Raw genomic sequence first — 25,385 nt, 5'->3', positions numbered from 1 at the left:
AGAAGGTAAGTAAAGAATGTCTGCAAACAAACTCGCCAGCAGCGCGCAGGGCCTGCAATCCTCTGCCATCCGTGAATTATTAAAACATAGCAAAATGGCAGGCGTGATTTCGCTGGGGGGCGGTATTCCAAACCCGGATCTGTTCGATCATGAAGGTTTAAAAATTGCCGCTGATGCCGTGCTGTCTCAGCATTTTGGCGAAGCGTTCCAGTACGGCCTGACGGAAGGCGTCCCGGGGCTGCGCGAAGAGATCCAACGCATCTGTGAAGGTCGCGGCATCGCCTGTAAAGCCGATGACGTGGTCATTACATCCGGCTCTCAACAGTCGCTTGACGTGCTGGCGCGTGCGTTAATTAACCCGGGTGATACGGTCGTCGTTGAGCGTCCGACCTACCTCGCCGCGTTGCAGGTCTTTGGCCTGGCACAGGCGAATTTTGAATCCGTCGGCACCGACGGCGACGGCATGAAAGTAGATGAACTTGAAGCGCTGGTGGCAACCAAAACCATCAAAGCGGTTTATATCGTGCCAACCTTTGGTAACCCGGGCGGCGTGACGCTCTCCGAGGCGCGTCGTAAACAGCTGGTGGAATTATCGAAGCGCTATGACTTCGTGATTATCGAAGACGATCCGTACAGCGAAATCAACTATACCGAGGAAGCGTTCCGCCCGCTGATTGCTCATGCCAAAGATATCGGCAATGAGGATAACGTAGTGTACACCTCCACCTTCTCTAAAATCCTCGCGCCGGGCACCCGCGTGGGCTGGGTGCTGGTGCCGGAGTGGCTGAAGCGTGCGGTGGTGAACCTCAAGCAAACCACCGATCTGCACACCAGCACGCTGTCGCAGCTGATGACGTACGAATATCTGAAAACCGGTCGTCTGGCGAATCAGATTAAAATGATCCGCGAAGCCTATCGCCAGAAATACCAGACCTTTGCCAGTGAACTGGAAGCGGAGCTGGGCGATGTGATGTCGTTCCATAAGCCAAAGGGCGGCATGTTCCTGTGGGCGAAAATGAATAACGGCATCAATACGACGAAATGGCTGGAAAAAACGTTGAGCAACGGCGTCGTGTTTGTGCCGGGTGAGTTCTTCTACTGCAACGAGCCGGACCACACCACGCTGCGCATGTCTTTCGTTACCCCAACGGATGAGCAGCTTAAAGAAGCGGTTCGACGTCTGAAAATTTCCCTGTAAGCGGATGCGCATAATGGCAGATGCCGTTATGCGCTGTTCCCGTGTAGGGTAAGGTTATTGCATGGCGTGGGCGAGGGTGCGGTCAAATGCATCGTCGTCTGGCGCCTGTGTGACTTCATGGATCCGACAAATTTTCCCCTCGCGCAGCGTGGCAAACATATACACCTCTAATTCTGCCTGGCGACCATCCGGATATGTCACGGCCACTCTGTGCCGGTCTGCCACACATTCGTTATGGCAACATAACGCTTCCACGGTAAACGTAATCTCGCGGATCTGCGCACGCACATGGTTCAGGTGTTTCATAAATCCCTGATAATCAAGCATGTGACCGTCCGTAACCTGCTGGTAGTCGGGCGTAAACACCTCTGCCGGATCTACATTGCCATTGAATAAGCGGGTTAACAGACAGGCCATTTGCTCGCGCTGCGCGGTGTTGTCGGGCTGGTTTATCAGGGATGTAATGATGGTCATGTTAGCTCCTCGTGATGTTGAGCCGCTATTATCCTTGACAGCATAAGGCGTAGTTTCTGTAATAAGTCGAAGAATAACGATTTTCGGTCAAATTCATGCTGACAACTGAGAGGCTTGTTCATCCCGGCGGCTATCACACCCCGTGGCACAGCCATCATGCCGGCCAGCTCTGGCGCATTGCTGCGGGGCTGCTGGTGATTGAGACGCCGCTGGGGCGTTCGGTGGTACCCGCAAAACATATCGGCTGGATCCCGCCTGGTCAGCAGCACGCTGCCTTTTCGGAAAGTGCGATTGAAGGTTGTGCTGTCTATCTTGACCCTGCCCATTGTGAAGGGCTTCCGGAAGAGGCCACGCTTTTCGAGTCGGACGATTTTACCGATGCACTGTTTTCCCGTTTAAGCGTTGCCGGGAGTGAATACGATCCCCGAAAGCTCATCCTGCTGCTGGAGGAGTTGGCTCTGGCGTCTCAGGTCCGCTTTTATCTGCCCGTACCGACCGATCCCCGGCTGAAAAATGTGGTCAGGAAACTGCTGCAATCCGTCGATGATAATCAGACGGTGGAAAGCCATGCCAGCCGTGCCGGGATGAGCGTACGTACATTCAACCGGCGGTTTAGCGCGGAGACGGGGATGAACTTCGTCAACTGGCGCCAGCTGGCGCGCGTCATGCAGGCGATGGAGTGGCTGGCGGCGGGGAAGCCGGTGGGGTGGATTGCGCTCTCGTGCGGATACAGTAGCGTCAGCGCATTTATTGAAGTTTTCAGAACGTGGACCGGTAAAACGCCGGGGCAGTGGGCGATTAAAGAAGGCCCTTTTGCGTAAAGGTAATGCGCGTGGCCTCGTTGAGATCCAGCTCTCTTAACGATTCCGGATAAACCCAGGCGATCTCCTGAAACTCGTCGTTAAACGTAACATCCCGATTGGCGCTGATGCAGTCGAAGATCAGATAAATCATATAAATTTCCTCGGTGGTACCCTCGGCGTAAGTTTTGACCCTGATGTCATCGCGAAAAGCCCAGGGCTTGACGTCGATAATGTCCAGCGCGTCGCCCAGCTCCTCACGGACTTCACGGCGCAGCGCCTGTTCCATGGTTTCGCCTGGTTCCATTCCACCACCGCAGAGTGCCCACTGACCGGGGAATACACCGCGATCGTCGGCCATTTTACATAGCAGGTAGGCTCCGTCATTCTGGATGATGGGGCAGACAATGGTTCGTTGGCGCATGATTTCTTCCTGAAAAATGAATTTGGGCTACTATAGCAGATTGGTGATGGAGATCATGTTAGGTGTGTTGGATCCTCATCACTCGGAACAGCGGTGTAGGCCGGGTAAGGCGAAGCCGCCACCCGGCGTTTGACTACCGCTCCCTCAGCGCCTCCTTCGCCCGGTTAAACGGCTTAATCAGATAATCCAGCACCGTTTTCTCCCCGGTCTTAATATCCACCGTCGCAATCATCCCCGGCACAATCGAAAAGTGCCTGCCCGCCTTGTTCACCAGATAATCCTGGCTGGTGCGAATGAATACACGGTAGTAGAACACCTCCGGCTTCGCTTCGTCCTGAATGGTGTCCGGCGAAATGGTCTCCACCACTCCGTGCAGCCCGCCGTAAATCGCGTAATCGTAGGCGGTGATTTTCACCAGCGCCTCCTGATTAGGATGGATAAAGGCGATATCCCGGGGCGAGAGGCGGGTTTCAATCAGCAGGTGATCGTCCACCGGCACAATCTCCATTAACTCGCCGTTGGGCGGTATGACGCCGCCGATGGTGGTCACCTTGATGTTTTTCACGATCCCGCGCACCGGCGACTTCACCGTCAGGCGGGTAACGGAATCCTCGCGGCCTTTCAGGATCGCTGACACCATATCCACCTCGGCGTTGGCCTTAGACAGCGCTTCACGGGCCTGCACGTAATACTGGGAACGCACGTCGGTGAGCTTCAGCTCCAGGTCGCTTTTCTGCCGTTGCAGGCGTAGCACTTCCACGTGGCTGGCGGCACCGGTTTTCACCAGCCGTTGAGTGATCGCCAGTTCTTTATTGGCGAGCGCTAACGCGGAGCGAAGTTCACGCTGCGTATCCTCCAGCTGGGCGCGGCGAGAGTTGTAAAGCCGCGTTTCTGCGGCGGTCAGGTCGGTCCATTTCGCCAGGGAAGGCGGGAATTTCAGCGGGAGATCGTTCACCTCGGCGTACAGGCGCACGCTGGAGGCCAGCGACGCGCGGTAACGCGCCGCGCTTTCGCCGACGTTAGATTCCGAGCGGGTAGGATCCAGCCGCGCCAGCACCTGTCCGGCCTGCACCTGATCCCCTTCGTGTACGTTCAGCTCGGTGAGGATCCCCCCATCCAGCGACTGCAATACCTGCTCGCGTGAACTGGGGATCACTTTTCCGGTGCCGGTTGAGACTTCATCCAGCACCCCGAACCACGCCCAGACGCCGAGCACCACAAACATCAGCAGGGAGAAGAAAACGATGCGCCGGGCGCCGGTATAACCGCTCTCGGAGTCGAGCGCGTTATCCAGATCTTCTACTGCGGCAACGTCACGCTGATTGATTTTCATTATTCCACTCCCGTCCGGTTGCCTGCTGCTGTTGCTGCATACGGCTGTTGTTCAGCGCCTGCGCTTTTGGCGCGTCCATCACCAGCATGCCATCTTTGAGTACCACCACGCGCTCCACCAGCTCCAGTACCGGCACGCGGTGGGTCGCGACAACCAGCGTGCGGTTGCCGAGCCACGCCCCGAGACGTTGAATAAATTCCCGCTCGGTATGTTCATCAAGGGAGGCGGTCGGTTCATCCATCAGCACGATATTCGGGTCGCGCAGCAGCATCCGCGCCAGCAGAATAGACTGCCGCTGCCCGCCGGACAGCCCGACGCCATTTTCCATAATCGGGTAATCCAGCCCCTTTGGCAGCTTCTGCACAAAGCTGGCCGCGCCGCACATCTCCAGCACCTCGAAGATCTCTTCATCGGTGGCGCGGGGCATGCCGAGCGTGATGTTCTCGCGCAGGGTGCCGTAAAACAGCCGGGCATTTTGGGTCATAAAGCCGACGTTTCTCCGCACGTCAGCCACGTCCAGATGCGGCAGGCTGAGGTTGTCGAGCCGCAGTTCACCGCCCGCCAGATCCATCCCGCCCGCCATCGCCTGCAACAGGGTTGATTTACCCGCGCCGTTGCGCCCGAGGATCGCCACTTTTTCGCCCGCTTTGATCTCCAGGCGGTTAATGCGCAGCGCCATGCGGGGATCTTCCGGGTGATAGCGGAACTGCGCCTGCTCGAAAAGATAGTGGCCGCGCAGCACGTCCTGGCGGATCGGCGTCTCTTCGCGCTGGTTCTCGGTCGGCAGCTGCATAATGCTGTCCAGCCCCTCTTTGGCCGCCTTCACCTGCTGCCAGCGGGCCAGCACGCCGCACAGCGTCGCCATCGGGGCGATCATCCGTGAGGCGAGCATCGAGGCGGCCACCACCGAACCGGTGGTTAAGGTGCCGTCGATCACCATCGGCGCGCCCACCACGATCACCCCGGCATAGACCAGGCTCTGAATGGTCATCCCCCAGCTGATCAGGTTCTGCGTCAGTTCGCGGGTGCGCAGGCCGGATTCGGCGGTGATCTGGATATAGCTGTTCCACTGCTGCAAAAAGCGGTTCTCCGCCTGCATCAGCTTGATGTCCTCCAGCCCCTGCACGCTCTCCACCAGCACCGCGTTGCGCAGGGTAGATTCATGCGCCGACTGCTTCGCCAGCTCTGCCAGTTTCTTTTGCAGCAGCAGGCCAGGCAGGACCATTATCACCGCCGCCACCGGGGCGATCCACGCCAGCTGCGGGGCGATGATCGCCAGCACAATCACAAACAGGATAAAGAACGGCAGATCGACGATGGTGGAAATGGTGGAGGAGGTGACCATCTCGCGGATCTGCTCCAGCTCGCGCAACTGGGAGATAAAGCTGCCGGTGGAGCGCGGAATGGCGCTGTGGCGTAGCCGCAGCGCGTGGCCGAAGACCCGATCCGAGACGCGCATATCCGAGCGTTTGCCCAGCAGATCCATAATGTGCCCGCGCGCCACGCGCAGCATAAAACCAAACAGCGTGGCGATCAGTACACCAATGGTCAGTACGTAGAGCGTCGGGTAGGACTGGGCGGGGATCACCCGGTCATACACCTGCATGGAAAAGACAATGCCGGAGAGGGAGAGCACGTTGATAAACAGCGCCGCCAGCATCACCCAGCTGTAAGGGCGAAGGTCGCGCATCACCAGCCGGTAGAGCCAGTCCGGGCGGTATTTTGAGATATAGGCGTCCACGCGGCTGTCCTTCAGCGCCGCCAGCGGACGCAGGGCGATGACGTGGCGGATGGCGGGCAGCATCGCGCTCATCGACAGGCGGTTGGTGTGCGTGCTGTCGTCGAAAAAGCTGACTTCAAGCGTATCCTCGCCGTCGAAATTATCGATCACGCCGATTTTACCGTCGTTCAGCTCTACCACCACCGGCAGACGCCAGCTGTTGATAGCGTGCTGATCGGCCGTCAGCAGCTGGAACGTCAGCCCGGCTTCACGGGTGAGCTGCGTCAGCGCGGGCACCATCGGTTTGCCTTTCAGCCACGGTGCGCCCGCGATCAGCGAGCCTGGCGAGCAGGCAACGCGATAGCGCGTCGCCACATAGCCAAACGCCTGCGCCCACTGCTCCAGCGCCTCATCCGTCATGTTTTCACCCTGCGGAATATCGCGTTGCTTCATGGCTGGATCTCCACGGTCTGGATGGTGCGGTTTTCAAGATCGAACACCTGACGTATGCGCCCGGTTTGGTAGAAACAGTTCAGCTGAAGCTGGCGGAGCTGTCCGGCGGTTTGCTGCTGGGTAAAGCGCGCCTGATACACCTCCTGCTCGGCGTTGAGCACGTCGAGCAGCGGGCGGGAACCAAGATCGAGATACTGCTGCTGATACAGCTCGCGGGTACGGGCGCTGAGCGCTTCCTGGCGGCCCTGGATCTGAAGCGTGCTCATCAGGCTCATCACCTGGCTGCGCGCTTCCAGCAGTTTTTGCCGCACCTCAAGACGGGTGCGCTGAATGGTGGACTGGGCCGATTCCACCGCGTGTCCGGCGGCGTTACGCCGGGCGGTGAGGCCGCCGCCCTGATAGAGCGGCATCTGCACTTTTACCCACGCGGAGTACTGGGTGCGGTCCCGCGTTTCGTTGCCTGAGTAGCGGTCGTTAAGATAGTGGCGGACTTCCGGCTCCAGCGAGACGGTAGGGGTCATCTGCGCGTTGGCATAGTCGAGATTGGCCTGCGCGACGTTGGCCTGCGCCCAGGCCGCTAAAACCGAGGGCACCAGGCGATCGTCCGGCTCGGCAATATCGCAGCTGCGGGCCAGACTTTGCGGAAATTCATTGCTGACCGCGTTCAGGCCGTCCCAGCCCAGCATGCTCATCAGCGTGGCGCGTGAGCTGTCGAGGCTGGCCTGATACTGCATCAGCTGCGCTCGCGCGCCTTCGATACGGGCATCGGTCTGCACCACGTCAGAGAGCGACGTGGCGCCTTCGTCATTACGCAGCTTCGTCAGTGTGCCGATGGAGGTCAGGGCGTCCAGCTGTTCTTTAGCGGTCTCGACCATCTGCTGCCAGGTCTGCACCTGCACCATAGCGATGGCGGTATCGTGGGCGATAGTGTCGATGCTCACCAGCACGTTGGCCTGCTGCTGGGCGACGCCCGCGTTTTCGGCGCGCACCTGGCTTGCGACTTTGCCGAAGTCGTAAAGCATTTGCGAAAGCGAAAGCACCAGCGAGGGGGTAAAGCCATTATCGTCGCCGTCGTGGCTATAGCCGTTATCCATGCCGGCGTTAATTTGCGGATAATATTTCGATTTGGCGACGTCCACATTTTCGCTCTGCTGATAAAGTTTGCCGACGGCTTCACTGATGGCCGGATGCCAGGTCACGGCGCGGTTTACGGCTTCATCCAGCTGTAGCGTGCCGGGGGCGGCTTTGCTGGCTACGGGCGCCACGCGGCCATTTAAAGAGGGGAGTTCCTGCGTTTCGCTTAATTGTCCGGTATTAATCATCGCCGCAGGGTTTGCCGCGATAGCGGGCACAGATATCAGGCAGCACGAGAGCCACCAGTAAGGCATCTTCTTTCCCATGTCTTGTCCCTAATAAAAAAGTACTGCTTTTTTGTTTATGCCCGGGCGCTGTGCGCGCCCGGGTCATTTCTTGCAGGTGCTATCAAGTAATGATGTGTTGCTGGTTTACAAGCTCGTCGTAGGTGGTCTGAACGTTGTCCAGCGTAACGAGCGTAGATTTAGTGTAGGCGGCTCCCGTGCCGTCACGGTCGATGGAGATCACAGTATTGTTACCGCTTTGTGAAACAGAGACATAGTTCCCCAGCGTCGACGCGCTACCGTTCCAGCCCACCAGCAGATCGCCAATGTCGATCTTGTCTCCCTGCGATAGGGAGAAGTTCGTCCAGTGGTCACCCGTGCTGTTACCTGCGGTGGCGTTACCCGCCGTAGTGTTCAACACCTGATAAATCAGCGTGTCGCCGTAGGCCGTGCCACTAATCACATCGTTATGTTCCGAACTGACAAATTTCGGTGCCATATTGATGGTCAGCGAGGCGGTATCCCGGGTGCCGTTGGCGTCGGTCAGGGTGTAGTTAAAGACCTCCTTGCTGGTGATGGTAGAGAACGATATCCCCGGGTTGAGTGTGTAGGTGTAACTGCCGTCTGCGGCAATCGCCAGCGTGCCGTAGTGGCCCGTGATGTTTACCTGCGTGCTGCCGGTGTAAGGATCCAGCGTGGTGGTTACGCCGTCGTAGCCGGTAATGCTGAGACGGGTATCGACCGAGTGCAGCTGGTCCATCGCGCCCGCGGAGCCGGTGCCGTCGAAGATATTGCCGTCAACGGTGTGGGTGCCCGTGGCGTCAAACTGCGACAGGGAGTAGCTGGTCCCGGTGACGCTTGGGGTAACGGTGATATTTCCCACCCCCAGCGGTCCCATTCTGCCGGTATAGTTCAGCGTATAGGTTCCCGCTTCCAGATCGAGGCCCGTCAGGTTGATCGTCGCCCTGCCGCCCAGCAGCAGCCCGCCGTTAAATGAGCCGGATCTGAGGGTGGTGGTGCCGTTGGTCAGTGTCCAGTCGACCGTTAACCCGGTAAGGGTCAGCAGCGAGGCGACGTTAAACGACAGAACCACGTTATGCAGTGCAGTATTAGGATCCACCACGAAGGTCCCGCTTCCGCTGCCCTGGGTTGAGGCAAGCAGCGCGGCGTTCCAGCTCGCCGACCCGACGGTGGTATCCGAGTATGCGGCGGTGCGGTGCACCGAGTTCACGTCCATCGCCGTGCTGACATCGTTCACCGCGTCCATTGGCTGCGCGGTCGGGGTGATGTTCAGCGATGCCGTGTCTTTCGAGCCGTTCGGCGCGGTGATGGTGTAGACGAAGGTATCTGGGGTGCTGATGCTGTCAGCGCCGACTCCGCTGTCCAGGGTGTAAGTGTACTCCCCGGCTGCGTTGATCCGCAGCGTACCGTACTCGCCGGTGATCTCCGTCAGGCCGCTGCTGTTCACCGCCACGCCGTTAACGTCGGAGACCACGGAACCTGCTGGCGCAATATCATCCGCCAGCACATCCCCGGTCGTGCTCTCGCTCACGCTTGCCACGCTGTAGACATGATCCTGCAAGACGTTCAGCGTGTAGGCCGTCAGCGCGGTGATCCCCGCCGCCGTATTGAGCAGGAACAGGTACTCGCCAGCGGGCAGGTTCAACGTCAGCTGCGGGGAAGTGCCGCCCAGCAGCGGCGCGCGCAGCCAGCCGGGTTCAACGCGCATCTGCTCGAAGGTCTGCGTCGCATTGTTGAACTTATAGATGTAGAGGTCGAACACCGAGGCCAGCGCGACGCCGCCCACGGAGGCCTGAACGGTCATGGTGCGGGTGGTGCCTTCTTCCACGTTATAGATGATCGGGTTGGCCAGATCGTCCAGCAGGTTCAGCCCCAGGGTATTGCCAAGGTTGATCCCCACCAGGGTAAAGCCGCCCTGCGACGAGGTGCCGTTGTTGATCGCCTCCACGGTGGTGTCGAAGGTCAGCGAGGCGGTATCGTCCACGGCCACGATCCCGCTGCTGGTAGTGCCTTCGCCCAGCGACAGAACCAGATTTGCCGAGGCGCTGGTGCCGTTATGGGTGATGGTGTAGGTAAAGTTCTCCGTGCGGCCAATGACGGCGGCGCTGGTGTTGGTCAGGTTATAGGTATAGCTGCCGTCCAGGTTGATGGTCAGCGTGCCGTATTGCCCCTGAATCACCGTGCCGTCAGCCGTAACGCTGGTGGTGGTGCCCTGGGCGTTGGTGACCGTAGTGACGGTGGTGCCCGCCGGGGCGTTGTCGCTGCCTGCGGTTGGATCCACGTCAGTGATGACGTTCCCGACAACGCTGGTCTCGCCGGACACGGTGCCTGCGCTGGTCTCTTTCACCGCCACATCGAGGCTGGTGTAAGAGCCGGTTGCCAGCAGGTTAGTGTTGTAGCTCAGGACGCGATACTGACCATTCGCCAGCCCGGTCAGGTTCAGCGACACCCCCGTCGCGCCGAGGGTCAACAGGTCAGCGAACTGCGGCTGCCCGGTATCGACCACGGTAGTCCAGGTATTATTGGCGGCGTCGAAGCGCTGTACCACCAGCTCAAGGGTATTGAGCAGGGAAAGAACGGCACCCGTGGCGTTGGCGTTCACGGCAATATCCGCACTGCCGCCGTTGCCGACGGTGAAACCTACCTGCGCGGTATCGTTGCCGAGCAGCGTCAGCACGTTACCTAAGGCGCCTACCAGCAGGAAACCATAGTCGCTGTACTGCGAGTTGGTCACCGTGGCGGTGGTCGTGAGCGCCAGTTCTTCAGCGTTGGTGCTGGCAGAGAGCGGCACCACCGGCGCAAGGGCTGAGCCGGGCAGCGAAACGTTGCCTGCCGCATCGGTGGCGGTGATTTGCAGCGTCTGACCTTCCGTCTGTTTATTGAGGAAGGTGTAGCTCCAGGAACCGTTGCTGTCCGCCGTGGCGGTGACCGTTGAATTATCCGCCAGGCGGATGGTGACGGTGCTGCCCGCTTCAGCGCTACCGGTCAGTACGCTGCCGTCTGCGTTGAAGGTCCCGGTTGGAGCCGTTGGCGCAGTGAGATCGACAATGACGGTGGTCGACGTGGAAATCGGGCTGGTGCCCGAGCCGTTGCTCGCCGTGGCGGTGAAGGCATGCGGGCCTTCGCTCAGCACCGGCGTGGTGAAGCTCCAGTTGCCGCTGGCATTCGCGGTGACCGTGCCCATCAGCACCCCGTTGTTATAGAGGGTGATGGTCGTGTTCGGCTGCGCCGTGCCGCTCAGGGTTGGCGTGGTGTCATCGGTGGTATTCCCGTTGGTCAGGTTGCCCGTCACCGTGCCAACATTATCGTCAATATTGGCGATAACAGGCGCGTTCGGGATTGTGGTGATCGGGGCAATCACGGAGGTGGTGATACCCGCGTTACCGGCCTTATCGGTAGCAAAGACGATCAGGGATTCACCGGCGGTCTGTGCAGGGGTGATGGTGGCGCTGAAGCTTCCGCTACCGTCCGCGACGGCCGTTCCAAGCACGGTTCCGGTGCTGCTGGTGATGGTGACGGTGCTTCCCGCTTCTGCTGTACCGGTGACCTGCGTCCCGTTGGTGATCACCGCCAGCCCGGTTGGGGCTGGTGGCGGCGTCAGGTCAACGTTAATCGTGATAATCGGTGAAGCCACGCTGGTATTGCCCGCGGCATCGGTGGCGGTTGCGGTGAAGTTATGCGCGCCTTCCGTCAGCGTGGTGCTGGTTTGCGGCAGCGTCCAGTTGCCGTTGGCATCGGCAGTGACAGTCCCCACCAGCGTCGTGCCGTCGTAAATACGTACGGTGGCATTGGCTTCTGCCGTACCGTTTAAGGTCGGACGGGTGTCGTTGGTTGGGTTGGTGCCAGTAACAGGTCCGGTGACGGTCCCCACATCATCCTCAATCGAGGTGATTGCCGGTACGACAGGGGCGGTGGCATCCACATTAATGGTGTAACCGCCGGTCTGCGCGCTGGCGTTGCCCACCGCGTCGGTGGCGGAGAAGGTCAGATTATGCGACCCGTCAGCCAGCGGGGTGGAAGGCGTAAAGCTCCACGCGCCGCCGGTGGCGACTGCGGTGCCAATCTGTACCCCATTATCAAAGATGGTGACCGTCGCGCCGGCTTCTGCCGTACCGGTGAGCGTTGGCCGCGCGTCGTTGGTTAACCCGCCGTTGGCGACAGGCGCAGCGGCGTTACCGACATCGTCGGTGATGCTGGTCAGCACCGGCAGCGCTGGCGGTGTGGTGTCAATGGTCAGGCTGAAGTCGGCGGACGACGTGCTGGTGTTACCCGCCTGATCCGTTGCTTCTGCGGTAAAGGTGTGTGACCCACTGTCCAGCGGCACGGTGATATCGACGGTCCAGTTGCCATCGGCATCGGCAGTACCGGTGCCCACCAGCGTGGTGCCCTCATAAATATTCACGGTGGCCAGCGGCTCGCTGGTCCCCACCAGACGCGGGAGAGGATCGTTGGTGGTCTGGCCGGAACCTATTGCCCCGGTGATGGTGCCAACGTCGTCAATCGCCTGGGTGATAACCGGCGCGACAGGCGCAGCCGTATCTACCACCAGCGTAAAGCCTGGTGAGGCAGGGCTGACGTTGCCCGCGGCATCGGTTACCGTGGCGGTCCAGGTGTGGCTGCCGTTTGCCAGCGTACCGGTGGTAAAGCTCCATACGCCGTTTGCGTCCGCCACGGCGGTACCCACTTCACGGCCACTTTCATAAATGGTGATGGTCGCGTTGGCCGCCGCGGTGCCGTTCAGTGTTGGCGTGGTGTCGTCTGTGCTTTGTCCCGAGGCGACCGGGCCCAGCACGGTACCAGCATCGTCAGTGGCCGGGGTAAAGACCGGTGCCTCAGGCACCGAGGTATCCACCGTCAGGTTGAACGGTGGTGAGGTGACCCCGGTATTGCCTGCGGCATCGGTGGCGTTGAAGGTAATAACGTGCGGCCCTTCGCCCAGTTCGGTGGTCGGCGTGAAGGTCCAGTTACCCTGGGCGTTGACGACCGCCGTGCCGATTTCCACATCATCGACAATAACGTGTACCGTTGCGCCCACTTCCCCCGTACCGTTGAAGGTTGGACGGGTGTCGTTCGTGGAGCCGTCGCTGGCGAGGGTTCCCGTTCCCGGGCTGACATCGTCTATTACCGTGGTAACCACCGGGGCCGCAGGCCCGGCGGTATCCACCGTAAAGGCGAACACTGGCGAGTTGGCGGAGACGTTTCCGACATCATCGCTGGCGTTAACGCGCAGGTTATACGTCCCGTCAGTCAGTACCGGATCCGGCGTAAAGGTCCAGTTGCCGCTGCCGTCGACCGTGGTGGTGCCAATCTCCACGCCGTTATTCAGCACGTGAATGATGGTACCCGCCTGGCCGGAGCCGCTGAGGGTTGGCGTGGTGTCATTGGTCACCTGCCCGGCGGTAAGCGGGCCGGTTGTGCCTCCCGGGGCATTGTCGCTGACCGTAACGATCGTCGGCACCTGTGGCGCAGTCAGATCGATTTCGACGCTCCAGGCGTTGGACGGCTGGCTGACGTTGCCCTGCGGATCCGTCGCTCTGACAGTAAAGTCATGCGTCCCTTCGCCGAGGGCGGTTTCAGGAGTAAATGTCCAGGCACCGGTGCCGTCTGCTGCCACCGTACCAATTTGCGTAGCGCCATCAAAAATGGCGACGACGCTGTTCGGCTCGGCGCTACCGGTCAGGGTTGGCGTAGTGTCGTTGGTTGGATCGCCGCTTGGGACAGGCGTTGCCGCATTCCCTGCGTTATCCGTCACGCTGGTAATTACCGGCGTGGTAGAGACGGTGTCGACAACGATGGTGATCCCGGCCGACGGGGCGCTCTCATTGCCTGCCGGGTCGGTGGCGGTCACGGTCAGGGTGTGGCTGCCGTCGTCCAGCGCAGGCGGCGTGTAGCTCCAGCTGCCGGTCGGACCGACAACAACGGTGCCCAGCGGGTCGCCGTCATCGTACACCGTAATGGTGTCCCCGGCCGTGCCTGTTCCGGTCAGGGTAGGACGGTTGTCGTTGGTGCTCTGCCCGTCAGCGATTGGGCCGGTGACCGGGCCTACGTCATCGGTCACCGCACCGATGGCTGGTGCGGTCGGATCGGTGAGGTCGACGGTGACGGTCGCGATCGGCGACTGCCCGCTGGTCGCGCCGGTGCCGGTATTCGTGGCGGTGACGGCGAAGGTGTGTGGGCCTTCCGCGAGCGGCAGTAGAGGCGTATAGCTCCAGTTGCCGTCTGTATCCGCAACAATTTCGGTCAGCGGAACCAGCGCCCCATCCAGATAAATGGTGATGACGCTACCCGGATCGGCGGTGCCGGTAAGGGTAGGCGTGGTGTCATTGGTGGTTTTGTCTTTCACATCGCCAGTGACGGGATCGGCATCATCGTTGATTGCCGTAATCACCGGCACCGCTGGCAGAATAAGCGGGGAGTCCGGTACGTCAAAGGTGGTTGTCGGGCTTGCATTACCTGCGGCGTCCGTGGCGAACAGCGTCAGCGTCGCGGGATCCAGTTGGGCCGGGGAGAGGGCGATGGAGAAGATGCCTCCCGTCGCGACCCCGGTCCCGATGATATTGCCGCCGGCGTCACGCACCGTCACCGTGGTTCCGTCATCTGCCGTACCGGTCAGTGGCGTGCCCTCTGCGGCAATGGTGATATTGGTTGGCGTTGCAGGAAGCAGCGTATCCACCGTCACGCTGAGATCGCCGGAGCTGGCGGAGGTATTCCCCGCCGCGTCACTTGCGGCAACCGAGAAGGTATGCGGCCCTTCCGCAAGCGCGGGGTCGGCTGTCCAGGACCATGTCCCGTTCGGCTGAACCACCACGACCACCGGAGACGGCGTGCCATCTACAGAAACGGTTACGCTCGAACCCGGCTCGCCAATCCCGGTGAGGGTTGGGGTACCGTCGCGGGTGTAAAGCACGCTGTTGGTCAGTTGGCTGTCAGAGACGGCGTCAATTTGCGGCACGGTCGGTGCCTGCGTATCGACCGTCACGCTAAAGACCGGGCTGACCGGGCTCAGGTTACCCGCGTCGTCCACCGCGGCGACGGTGATATTCAGCGGGCCATCGGTTTGTGTCGGCAGGGTGTATGACCACTCGCCATTGGCGATTTCAACGCGATCCACTTCCACGCCGTTGTTGTAGATAATCACCGTTTCGCCGGTCGTGCCGCCTCCGCCAATGACAGGTGTGTTATCGTTGGTTGAGCCTCCATTCTGAGCGCCGCCAATGGAACCGATGAGCGGGGTATCCGGGGCGAGGGTGTCGACCGTTATCGTGATACCGGTTGATGGCAGAGATTCATTGCCGGCTTCATCGGTGGCGGTCGCCGTGTATTGGTGCGTCCCTTCGCCAATGTTGCTCTCAGGACGCCAGCTCCAGTTACCGCTACCGTCCACCGTGACGCTGCCCACGGCCTGCGGCTCGCCTGTACCCACCTGGTCATAGATGGTAATGACGTCATTCGGCGTACCGGTGCCGCTCAGTACCGGGCGCGGATCGTTGGTGGTTCCGCCGTTGTCCACTGGCCCGGTGATCTGGCTTACGCTGTCTGTCACCGTCGGGATCCCCGGCTGGCCCGGCGCGTCGGTATCAATGGTAATGGTCACTGGCGTGGACGGTGCGCTTTCGTTCCCGGCGCTGTCCTGATTAGTCACCGTCAGGGAGAGATCGTAGGTGCCGTCAGGGAGCGGATCTTCCGGTGTCCAGCTCCAGTTACCGTCGCCATCGATCTCGGCTTCACCTATTTTGGTTGCGCCATCGTAAATGCTTACGGTATCTCCCGGCGTGCCCGAGCCGCTCAGGGTTGGTGTGGTATCGCGGGTGGTCTCCCCAGGATTCAGAGCCGTCCCCGGTGTGGCGCCGTCCGGGTTCACGGTGATCTCAGGAATATCCGGCGTTGCAGGCGCGGTCGTGTCGATCGCCAGCTCAAACGGTGGCGAGATGGTGGTATTACCCGCCTCATCCGTCGCGTGGACCGTCAGCGAATGCGGGCCGTCCGTCAGCGGCGTGATTGGCGTAAAGCTCCAGCCGCCGCTGCCGTCAAGCACGGCCGTGCCGAGCAGGGTGGTCCCGTCATAGATAGTGATGGTGGTGCCTTCCGGTGCGGTTCCCTGCAGCTGCGGCAGCGTGTCATCGGTAGTATCCCCGCTGTTAAGCGGAACCTGCACAGTGCCGATGTTATCGGAGACGGTGTCAAGGGTGGCCGCCGGTGGCGGAGTGGTATCGACGGTAAAGGTAAAGCCGGGTGATGATGCGCTGGTGTTGCCGGCCGCATCGCTCGCGACGACGGTGAACGTATGCTGCCCGTTCCCTAATGCGGTAGTGGGCGTGAAGGTCCATGCGCCACCGTTGTTCACAATGGCAGTACCAATATCCTGTCCGTCCAGGCGGATCGTCACGGTGGAGCCCGGCTCGCCGGTACCGTTCAGCGTCGGGAGCGTGTCGTTGGTGATTTGGTTGTTGTCGAGCGGCCCCGTGCGGCCCGGTACGTCATCAATGACCTGCGTAATGGCTGGAGCGCCCGGCGCGGCGGTATCCACCGTGATGCTCCAGGTGTTCGATGTCCCGCTGAGGTTATTGTTGGCGTCAACCGCCGTCGCCGTCAGCACGTGCCCGCCGTCGGGAAGATCCGTTTCCAGCGTAATGGACCACTGGCCGTCAGGCCCAACCACCGCAGTGCCGATTTCAGTGGTGCCGCTGTAGAGGGTGATCGTTGTGCCGGGCTCGCCCGTTCCGTTGATGGTCGGGGTTTTGTCGTTGGTGAGACCGTTCTGGCTGACAGGACCGGTGACGTCGAGCGCATCATCCTCCACGCCTGTGATGACCGGGGTTTGTGCCGCGGTGATGTCCGGCGCGTCAAACGGCGCGGTCGGGCCGGTGTTTCCGGCGGTATCGGTGGCATCTGCGGTCAGGGCTTCGCCGTTGGCTTTCGGCGGGATCAGATCAACGCTGAAATTACCCTGATCGTCGGCGACCGCTTCCCCGACCTTAACGCCATTTTCACGAATGGTGACGGTGCTGCCCGGCTCGGCTGTACCGGTTACCGTGGTGCCGTCGGCAGAGATCACCACGTTTTCCGGTGCCAGCGGTGGCGTGCTGTCTGGCGCGTCGGCAAAGCCGGACGGACTGGTGTTGCCGCTGCCGTCGGTGGCCGTCACTTCAAGGGCTTCGCCGTTGGTCTGGGCTGGCGAAATCGGGATGGTAAAGGTGCCGTCCGGACCGGCGGTGGCCTGGCCGATAATCGTACCGTCCGGCGCTTTAATAATAATCGTGCTGTTTGGCTCGGCGGTTCCGCTGACGCTTGCCCCGTCTTCCGCCACCACCAGGTTACCCGGTGCGGCAGGCGCGGTGATGTCCGCTGCGTTAACCAGCGCCGGGGAACTCTGGTTGCCTGCGGCATCGGAGGCGACCACGGAGATGATCTCGCCGTTCACTTGTGCAGGGTTCAGGTCGGCGACGTAGTTGCCGTTGCTGTCGGCAGTGGCGGTCCCGATTTGCACCCCGGCGTTGTTGGTGATGACAATTTTGCTGCCCGGCTCGGCAGTACCGGTGATTTGCGTGCCTGTCGAATTGAGCGTCGCCTCCGGCATGTCTGGCGGCGTAAGATCGACGGTAAAGTTGATCGGCTGAGACAGGCCGCTCTGGTTGCCTGCCGCATCGGTTTCGCGCAGGGTAATCGAATGTGCACCCTCTGCCAGCGGCGTTGTCGGCGTGATGCTCCAGGTACCGTTCGGCAGAACCGTTGTGCTGCCAATCGCAACGCCGTTATCGTAAACCGTAATCGTGCTGCCTGGTTCTCCTCGGCCCGTCAGGCGGGGCTGCGACTCGTCGGTAAACTGCCCGGCGGTAATCGTGCCTTTCAGCCCTCCGGTGTCATCGTTAACGATAAATCCTGTCGGCACCGGCGGGGTGGTGACATCCACCGTTACGGTAAAGGCCGGCGAGGCCGGACCGGTGTTACCGGCGATGTCGGTGGCGCGTACGGTAAGCTGGTGGCTGCCTTCGCTCAGGTTAACCGACGGCGTAAAGCTCCAGCTTCCGTTGCTGCCTACAACCGCTGTGCCAATGGCAATGCCGTTATCATAGATGGTGACCGTAGAGCCCGCTTCCGCCGTGCCGGTGAGCTGCGGGCGCGGATCGTTAGTGGTGCTTCCGCTTCCGAGCACGCCGGTATTGGGCGCAACGTCGTCGGTCATGCCGGTGATGGCCGGGGCGCCTGGTGCGACCGTATCCACCACGAGGGTCACCGCCGTGGACGCCGGGCTGGTATTGCCTGCCGCATCGGTCGCGGTGGTGGTAATGGCGTGGTTTCCTTCAGACAGGTTGGTCGACGGGGTAAAGCTCCATTTCCCGGTAGCATCGGCCGTGGCGGTGCCGATCGGCTTGCCGTTGTCATAGAAGGTAATAACGGTGCCAGCTTCACTGATGCCACTGAACGTCGGGCGTGCATCGTCCGTGCGTTGTCCGTTGCTCAGCGGGCCCGCCTCGGTGCCCACGTTATCATTGACGGTGACAATCTCGGGGGCAGCCGGCGCGGTTGAATCCGGTGCCGTGACGTGAACGCCCGGGCTGGTATTGCCGGACGGATCGGTGGCGGTGGCGGTGATCTGCTCCCCGTTGGTGAGCGGCGTGCCGAGATCGATAGTAAATTTCCCGTCGCTGCCAGCCTTGCCCGTTCCGATGGTGTTGCCATCGGCATCTTTCAGTGTCACGGTGCTGCCCGGCTCAGCCGTACCGGACACGGTTTTGCCGTCAGGCGAAACCTCCAGATTGGCAGGTGCATCCGGCGCGGTGAGATCCGGTGCTGTGACCTGACCACCCTGGCTGGTATTGCCGGACGGGTCGGTGGCCGTGGCGGTGATCTGCTCCCCGTTGGTGAGCGGCGTACCGAGATCGATAGTAAATTTGCCGTCGCTGCCGACCTTGCCCGTTCCAATGGTGTTGCCATCGGCATCTTTAAGGGTAATCGTGCTGCCCGGTTCAGCCGTACCTGTTACGGTTTTGCCGTCAGGTGAGACCTGAAGATTAGTGGGAGCATTCGGAGGCGTAGTATCAGGTTCGGAAGGATTTCCCGGATTACCGGGATTCGGGTTGTTGTTATCGTCATCTCCGCCACCTCCACCGCCGGTTCCCGCCGCAATAGCAATCCCACCTGCGGCGGCCAGGCCACCCAGCACCCAGGGCCACGCAGCGGCGCCACCAGCATCACTCCCTGACGCCGCCAGTAATGCATCAGTGGAGGCGATGGATTCATAGGTCGCGGCACCGGTTGGATCTTCAATCCACCACAGCGCTCCGTCACTCTCTTCAAGCACCAGCTGGCTTACGCCCTGCGCATCAGTAACGTAGAAATTCTTGAGGGTAATCACTTCGCCCGAATTGAGGGTAATCACCAGATCGTTTCCGCTGCGGGAGTAATCTGCGATGTTGGCTCGATCCACGTTAAGCTTAACGATTGAGGAGTGATCGAGTGTTATCTGTGTCCCTTCCGTGGTCGTTTCCACGCCAGTTAATTTAGATATAACAGATATTTGGCTCATACAGTTATTACTCCAGCAGAGTGATTGGTTACGGCGTGTCAAACAAAGCCATCGTTTCTGAAGGGATGAACGCGCTCCCGGCGAAAATACTGTTTAATAAACAGGATTTACCGTTACTTTGTTTAGCGCGACCGATGCCCGCCAGGATTAAAAGTGGCAACCTCAGGGCAAAGCTAATTATTTACACAGGAAATAGTTGTTTATTTATATGTTTGCGATTTATAAGCCTTATTATTTGTGCAGGTATTAAATTATTTCGTTATAAAAATGATATAGCTATAAATGTCTGAATACGCAAATTAAGTGTTCGTAAACCCAATGCGGCTATTGCAGGGGAGATTAATTGATAGCGTGAATATATTTCGTTAGCTATGAGGGCGCGTGGATAAAGGGTTTCGGCGTAAAAGGTGCAACCCTTAAAACGGTGCTGGTGGGGCGATATTAATAATTATAATATGCGATAAATATCTAATTTTGGTTAGGTTTAATTGCTGCTTAATTGTAGTTTAAGTTAGGGTAAAATATCTGGTGTATGATATATTTAAAACTCTCTCATTTATAAAATATATTTTTACGGGCGGGTTAATTTCTGCTACTCAAAAAAATTACGTATTTTCTTCTCATGTTTAATAAATAAAAGGCCGCAAGCGTGGCCTTTCAGAGGCTATCGGTATTAGCCTAAAGAAATTATGCCGATTTCCACGAGGGCAGCTAATGTCAAAAGAATAAAGAGGATAACAACTATTGGTCTGTACATTTTTAAGGTTCCATCCTTGTGTGAAGTCCTGCCCATCGTGTCCGTTGTCATTTTCCATGGTAATGACGTGCTGTCGTTGATGCTCATCAAAGGGATGCAGTAGATTGAGGAAAATCTGCATTCAGGGTTGGAACCATTTAACGCAGTGTCGGCTGCGTGGCGGGGAGCTGTCGCCACTGGCGGATGTGCTCGATCAGGGCTCTGAGCTTGGGGGCCATATTGTGGCGCTGGGGAAAATAGAGATAAAAACCAGGAAAAGATGGAAGAAACGCATCCAGTAAGGAAACCAGCTGTCCTGATTCAATGTACGGTGTGAAGGTGTCCTCCGTGGCAAAGGTTATACCACCGCCGGCCAGCGCGAGGCTGAGCATAAGACGCAGATCGTTAGTGGTGATTTGTGGTTCAATTGCCACATCGAAAGGGACGCCTGCTTCCTCAAACTCCCAGCGATAGGGGGCAACGTCCGGGGAAGGGCGCCAGCCGATACACCGATGAGCGACCAGTTCACGGGGGTGCGTCGGTGCGCAGTGTGTCGCCAGATAGGAAGGTGAAGCCACCACCCGTTCACGCTGCTGGCCCGTAAGGGGAATAGCGATCATGTCTTTTTCGATAACTTCGCCCAGCCTCACCCCGGCGTCATAGCCCGCTGCCACGATATCGAATTCCTCATCTGACACGAAAACATCAAGCGATACCGCAGGATGCGCGGCCGTAAACGAGGCGAGCAGTGGGCCCGAAAGAAACGCTTCCGCAATTGAGGTGACAGCGATCCTGAGCTGTCCGCGCGGTATGCTGTCCGAGATAACATCGTCAAAGGCCGCCTCAATGTTGGCGATGGGCCCCAGCAACGATTTATGCAACCGTTCACCCGCTTCGGTGAGCCTTACCGAGCGCGTGGTGCGCATCACCAGCAGGGTCTGAAACCCATCTTCGAGACGTCTTATTCCCTGGCTGACAGCGGAACGGGTTATGCCCAGGCGCCCGGCGGCAGCGCTGAAGCTGCGTTCTTCGGCGACCGCCAGAAAAAGCGGTAACAAATTAAGATCGATTTTCATTGTTTAACATTGCTAACCAGTGAGTCCAGTAAAGGCAGGATACAAGAAACAATGGTCTGTATCTATGATTGCAGTGAACTCAACTGAAGGAGTAAAACATGAACAAAGTCATCTTAATTACCGGCGCCTCCAGCGGTATCGGAGAAGGTATCGCCAGAGAGCTCGGCAAGGCTGGCGCAAAAGTGTTCCTGGGTGCACGCAGGCTGGATCGCATCCACGCTCTGGCTGATGAAATCCGCAGCGCAGGAGGGGAGGCAGAGGCTCAGGTATTAGACGTTACCAGCCGCCAGTCGATGGCCGCCTTCGTTCAGGCAGCACGGGATAAGTGGGGCCGCATTGACGTACTTATTAACAACGCGGGCATTATGCCTCTCTCTCCGCTTTCGGCTGGCAAGCAGGATGAATGGGAGCGCACCATTGACGTAAATATCAAGGGCGTACTGTGGGGTATTGGTGCTGTTTTGCCGATTATGGAAGCCCAGGGCTCGGGGCAGATCGTCAATATAGGCTCGATTGGTGCCTTGGCCGTCGTGCCCACGGCCGCCGTCTATTGCGCGACCAAATTTGCGGTACGGGCCATTTCCGATGGTTTACGCCAGGAAAGTTCGAACATCCGTGTGACCTGCGTCAACCCTGGGGTAGTGGAAAGCGAACTGGCCTCGACCATTACGCACGAAGAAACCATGGCGGTGATGGATGCGTACCGGGCTATTGCTCTCAAACCGGCTGATATCGCTCGCGCCGTGCGCCACATCATCGAGGCGCCTGAGAGTGTCGATACCACCGAAATCACCATCAGACCTACGGCCTCTGCAAACTAACGTAGCGGGTCAGGCACCAGCCTGACCCGCTTCACCCTCTTACCACGGCTGTTCGGTCGGCATAATAAACAGCTCTGCCACGTCCACATGTTCCGGTGCCTGCAATACGTAAAGAATCGAGTCGGCGATATCATCGGCTTTCAGGAACGTCATCTTCTCTTTCAGCTGTTCCATCTGTGCACGATAATTTTCGTCACTGATATGCTCGAATAATTCACTTTCAACGGCACCCGGCTGAAGCGAGGTGACGCGAATGTTGAACTGAGGGGCCAGCTCCATACGCAAAATATCCGAGAAGGCGGCAACCGCGTGCTTCGTCGCGCAGTATACGCCCAGTCCGGGAAACGTTTTACGCCCGGCGATCGACGAGGTATTGATGATATGACCCGAGCGCTGTGACTGCATAATCGGCAATACGGCCGCGACCGTGTTAAACAGGCCCTTTACGTTTACATCTACCATTCGATGCCACTCGTCAACCCGGAGGCTGGCGATATCCGAAATCGGCATCAGCCCGGCGTTATTAAAGGCGATATCAATATGGCCATAGCGTTTGTGCAGTGCCTCCACCCCTTTATTAACTGAGGCCGGGTCAGTGACATCCATAGCCAGCGCCATGGCTTCCCCGCCAGCAGCCTCAATTTCAGACACCAGCGCCTGAAGACGATCCAGACGGCGGGCGGCGAGACCCACCCTGACGCCCTGTTCCGCTAACTTTTTGGCCGTGGAGGCACCAATTCCGCTTGAAGCACCGGTGATGAGCGCGACTTTACCGTTGAGTTCCATAGTTGATCCTCTTGAGAGTTGATTTCAACGCTTCAGAAAGAATGTCTGAAGTACGGGTCAATAATGGATCTTTCTGGCAATCGCTTCGCGCGGGCTTTTGCTCAAACTGTCGGGCTTTTGCTGCGAACGGCATCGCTGCGATAGTGGGAGGGCGTCACGCCGTTATGCCTGAGGAATACGGCAGCAAAGTGGCTGGGGCTGGTGTATCCGACGTTCAGTGCAATATTGATAATGGAATCATTGCTTTCCGATAGCATGCGACGCGCCTCCTCCATGCGTAGCCGGATAAAGTAGTGAGAAGGGGAAAGTCCGGTTGACTGTTTAAAGGCGCGGCTAAAATGGTATTCGCTAAGATCGGTCAGTTCAGCCAGGCGTGCCAGGTCAAATGGCTGGGCTAACCCTTCACGCATTGCCGTGAAGACCCGGTGCAGCTTAAATGCCTGCAAGCCCCCGCGGTGTCGTTTCGCATGTGTGCCATAGGTGCGAATCAGATGTACTGCCAGCGCCTGCGCAATGCCCTGAACAAACGGGCCGCTGGGTGGATTTTGCAGATACAGCTCCTGACGTATCTGCTCCAGCAGGGCGGATAGCGTGTCGTCGCGCGCGCCGGAGACTTCCCGCAGTTCATACTCCTGCATCATAGCCACTCCCATATAAACATGCATAACGACGAAAGGCGTATCTGGCCCGGCGTGCCAGCGCATTTCAGTAGGAGAAGCCGCCGTTGTGAGAAAGAAATCGCCTGCGGTAACGCGGTTTGCTAACCACGGCTCACCGGGGGAACGCTCCTCAACGACGGCATTACCTGAGAGGATCCAGACGATAAAAGGCTCCGGCACTGCCGGAATAATGACGTTTTCCTGCACGTGTCTGCGCGCCAGAATTTGCACGAATACATCCCGGGAAGATTGCGCCCGATGTTCTCTGATCAGCTTGCCGGGAAGGTATTCTTCAAAGGTCTCTGCGGAAGTACGCTGCGTCATATTTATCGTTGCCTTTAGCTATGCCAGTTGCACCAGGTTCACCGCCGGAAGAGGCCCTCCGGGGAATTGTTGTAGCGTACCGCCAACCTCCAGGCTGCCTAAATCAATACTTGCGAAGCCCAGTTGCCCGGCTAAGGCTGTTATTTCCGCCTTTGCGTCAGGATGGTCTCCGGAGATAAAGACGACACGACGGCCACCCGCCTGCGCCGGATCCTGAGCCAGCACCCCTGCAAGGAGAGTATTGAAGGCTTTAACGACGCGTGCACCCGGAGCCCACTGTGTCACCACCTGGCTTGAGTTTTTTCCGCCCAGTTCAGCCAGCGTGAAGCCTGGCAGTATGACCGGGTTGGTCGCGTCGATCAGGATACGCCCCTCCCAGTTGATGCCGCGTAACGCGGCCTCGGTTTTGTCCCAGTTTGTGCTGACAAAAACGAGGTCGGCCTGGGCGGCCTGTTCTACGGTGCCAGCGCGAGCCCCGTGGCCCAGTTTCTCAACCACCGCAGTCAGGCTTTCCGGCCCGCGGCTGTTACTCAGAATAGCGTTCATGCCCGCTTTAACCAGTTGTTCTGCAAAGGCTTGCCCGATAGCGCCAGCGCCGATGATACCTACAGTAGTCGTTTTCATATTGTATTTCCTTTATTGAAGAGTAGTGAACATGCACTGAGAGTAGTAATCTTTGACCTATCTGAATAGCCTATATAATTAGATGGGATCCATCTGCTGGAGCGATACATGCTGGACGGTATATCTGTTGATCAACTCCGCACCTTTATTGCTGCCGTTGATGAAGGGAGTTTTTCCGCCGCCGGTCGCAGGCTGCGGCGCGCGCAGTCGGTTGTCAGCGCGACGCTGGCAAACCTTGAGGCACAGGTCGGGTTTCCATTATTCGATCGTACCGGGCGTTATCCGACGCTGACGGAGGCGGGCGTCGCCATGCTGGAAGCGGCGCGTCTTGCCACTGCCGGGATGGACGCCTTTAAGGCTAAGGCGCGCACCTTAGCCGAAGGTCTTGAGCCTGAACTGGCGGTGTCCGTCGACGTGATGTTTCCCGTAGCGCAGCTCACCGCTGCGGTGCAGGCGTTTCAGCAGGCATTTCCTGACACCCCGCTGCGTTTGTATGTGGAAGCGTTGGGGGCGGTGTTCCAGCCTTTACTGGACGGTCATTGCCGGGTGGCGATAACCGGATCGCTGCCGCATCTTCCGGCGGGATGCATCTCAGAATTCCTTCTCAGCGTGCCTGCGGTGGCCGTTGTCTCCCCTGAGCATCCGCTGGCGAACGCGTCCGGTCCGATCCTTCGTTCACTTTTACAGGAACACGTCCAGCTGGTGCTGACCGATCGCTCCTCTCTCACCGTGGGCCGAAGCTTTGGCGTCATGTCGTCAAAGACATGGCATTTAGCGGATATGGGCGCGAAGCACGCCTTCCTGCGTGCCGGACTGGGGTGGGGTTATATGCCGCTGCCAATGGTCGAGGAAGATCTCGCAGCGGGAAAACTGGTTACGCTGAACGTGCCGATGCAGCCCGACGTCGGGCCCGGTTTTTCCATGCAGGCGGTGCACCTGGAGGAACATCCGCCCGGCCCGGCCGGACGCTGGTTCGTTAACAGGCTGAAAATGCAGGCTGGCATGCCTCTCAACGAACGCAGCGGATCCGGCAAGTGAGCTCAACGGATAA

General features: G+C 59.0%; 14 protein-coding genes. 4 read left to right on the top strand and 10 right to left on the bottom strand.

The window, feature by feature from the left end; translation table 11 throughout:
* The first annotated feature begins 16 nt into the window (after positions 1–16).
* Complete coding sequence (locus C3451_RS18785) at positions 17–1,198, top strand: PLP-dependent aminotransferase family protein (protein WP_022649114.1); 1,182 nt, start codon at positions 17–19, stop codon at positions 1,196–1,198.
* Positions 1,199–1,252: 54 nt separating this feature from the next.
* On the opposite strand, the gene C3451_RS18780 is transcribed toward C3451_RS18785, so the two are convergent.
* Positions 1,253–1,672 (bottom strand): nuclear transport factor 2 family protein, encoded by a 420-nt coding sequence (locus tag C3451_RS18780; RefSeq protein WP_045622886.1) that lies wholly within the window; start codon positions 1,670–1,672, stop codon positions 1,253–1,255.
* A 95-nt stretch (positions 1,673–1,767) separates the two neighbouring features.
* Here C3451_RS18780 and C3451_RS18775 point away from each other — a divergent pair, with 95 nt between their 5' ends.
* Positions 1,768–2,493 carry a helix-turn-helix transcriptional regulator gene (locus C3451_RS18775; RefSeq protein ID WP_045622887.1) on the top strand — a complete coding sequence of 242 codons (726 nt, stop codon included), beginning with the start codon at positions 1,768–1,770 and terminating at the stop codon, positions 2,491–2,493.
* Here the strand turns inward: C3451_RS18775 and nudI are convergent.
* The 6 genes from nudI to C3451_RS18745 form a co-directional block, all read right to left on the bottom strand.
* Positions 2,471–2,896 carry a nucleoside triphosphatase NudI gene (nudI, locus tag C3451_RS18770; protein ID WP_045622888.1) on the bottom strand — a complete coding sequence of 142 codons (426 nt, stop codon included), beginning with the start codon at positions 2,894–2,896 and terminating at the stop codon, positions 2,471–2,473. The two genes, C3451_RS18775 and nudI, sit on opposite strands and share 23 nt — an antisense overlap.
* Before the next feature lie 133 nt (positions 2,897–3,029).
* Positions 3,030–4,229, bottom strand: coding sequence for an HlyD family efflux transporter periplasmic adaptor subunit (locus C3451_RS18765; RefSeq protein ID WP_022649110.1), 1,200 nt, complete (start codon positions 4,227–4,229; stop codon positions 3,030–3,032).
* A complete protein-coding gene (locus C3451_RS18760; protein WP_063139159.1) occupies positions 4,210–6,402 on the bottom strand; it encodes a type I secretion system permease/ATPase in 2,193 nt (730 codons plus the stop codon). The genes C3451_RS18765 and C3451_RS18760 overlap by 20 nt, the downstream gene beginning before the upstream one ends.
* Entirely contained in the window at positions 6,399–7,802 is a 1,404-nt protein-coding gene (locus C3451_RS18755) for a TolC family outer membrane protein (RefSeq protein ID WP_063139160.1), read from the bottom strand. Before C3451_RS18755 ends, C3451_RS18760 begins: the two co-directional genes overlap by 4 nt.
* Before the next feature lie 82 nt (positions 7,803–7,884).
* Positions 7,885–19,308 (bottom strand): BapA/Bap/LapF family large adhesin, encoded by an 11,424-nt coding sequence (locus C3451_RS18750; protein WP_124304378.1) that lies wholly within the window; start codon positions 19,306–19,308, stop codon positions 7,885–7,887.
* Between the two features lie 894 nt (positions 19,309–20,202).
* The gene (locus C3451_RS18745; protein WP_045622892.1) at positions 20,203–21,120 is read right to left on the bottom strand and encodes a LysR family transcriptional regulator; all 918 of its coding nucleotides are present in this window, start codon (positions 21,118–21,120) and stop codon (positions 20,203–20,205) included.
* 98 nt (positions 21,121–21,218) lie between these two features.
* On the opposite strand from C3451_RS18745, the gene C3451_RS18740 reads away from it, so the two are divergent.
* On the top strand, positions 21,219–21,941 hold the full coding sequence (locus C3451_RS18740) for an SDR family oxidoreductase (protein ID WP_063139161.1): 723 nt from the start codon (positions 21,219–21,221) through the stop codon (positions 21,939–21,941).
* Between the two features lie 39 nt (positions 21,942–21,980).
* Here the strand turns inward: C3451_RS18740 and C3451_RS18735 are convergent, their stop codons facing one another.
* The 3 genes from C3451_RS18735 to C3451_RS18725 all read right to left on the bottom strand — a co-directional run bounded on the left by C3451_RS18735 (position 21,981) and on the right by C3451_RS18725 (position 24,334).
* Positions 21,981–22,727 (bottom strand): SDR family oxidoreductase, encoded by a 747-nt coding sequence (locus C3451_RS18735; RefSeq protein ID WP_022649104.1) that lies wholly within the window; start codon positions 22,725–22,727, stop codon positions 21,981–21,983.
* A 101-nt stretch (positions 22,728–22,828) separates the two neighbouring features.
* Positions 22,829–23,710, bottom strand: a complete 882-nt coding sequence (locus C3451_RS18730; protein ID WP_052952382.1) for a helix-turn-helix domain-containing protein — start codon at positions 23,708–23,710, stop codon at positions 22,829–22,831.
* 18 nt (positions 23,711–23,728) lie between these two features.
* A complete protein-coding gene (locus C3451_RS18725) occupies positions 23,729–24,334 on the bottom strand; it encodes an NADPH-dependent F420 reductase (protein ID WP_023298426.1) in 606 nt (201 codons plus the stop codon).
* 108 nt (positions 24,335–24,442) lie between these two features.
* On the opposite strand from C3451_RS18725, the gene C3451_RS18720 reads away from it, so the two are divergent.
* Positions 24,443–25,372, top strand: coding sequence for a LysR family transcriptional regulator (locus C3451_RS18720; RefSeq protein ID WP_045623170.1), 930 nt, complete (start codon positions 24,443–24,445; stop codon positions 25,370–25,372).
* The last annotated feature ends 13 nt before the right edge of the window (positions 25,373–25,385 follow it).

Source organism: Enterobacter sp. 301B, assembly GCF_003850715.1.
Classification (GTDB): domain Bacteria; phylum Pseudomonadota; class Gammaproteobacteria; order Enterobacterales; family Enterobacteriaceae; genus Enterobacter; species Enterobacter intestinihominis.
This window is presented reverse-complemented; position numbering and strand designations above follow the sequence as displayed.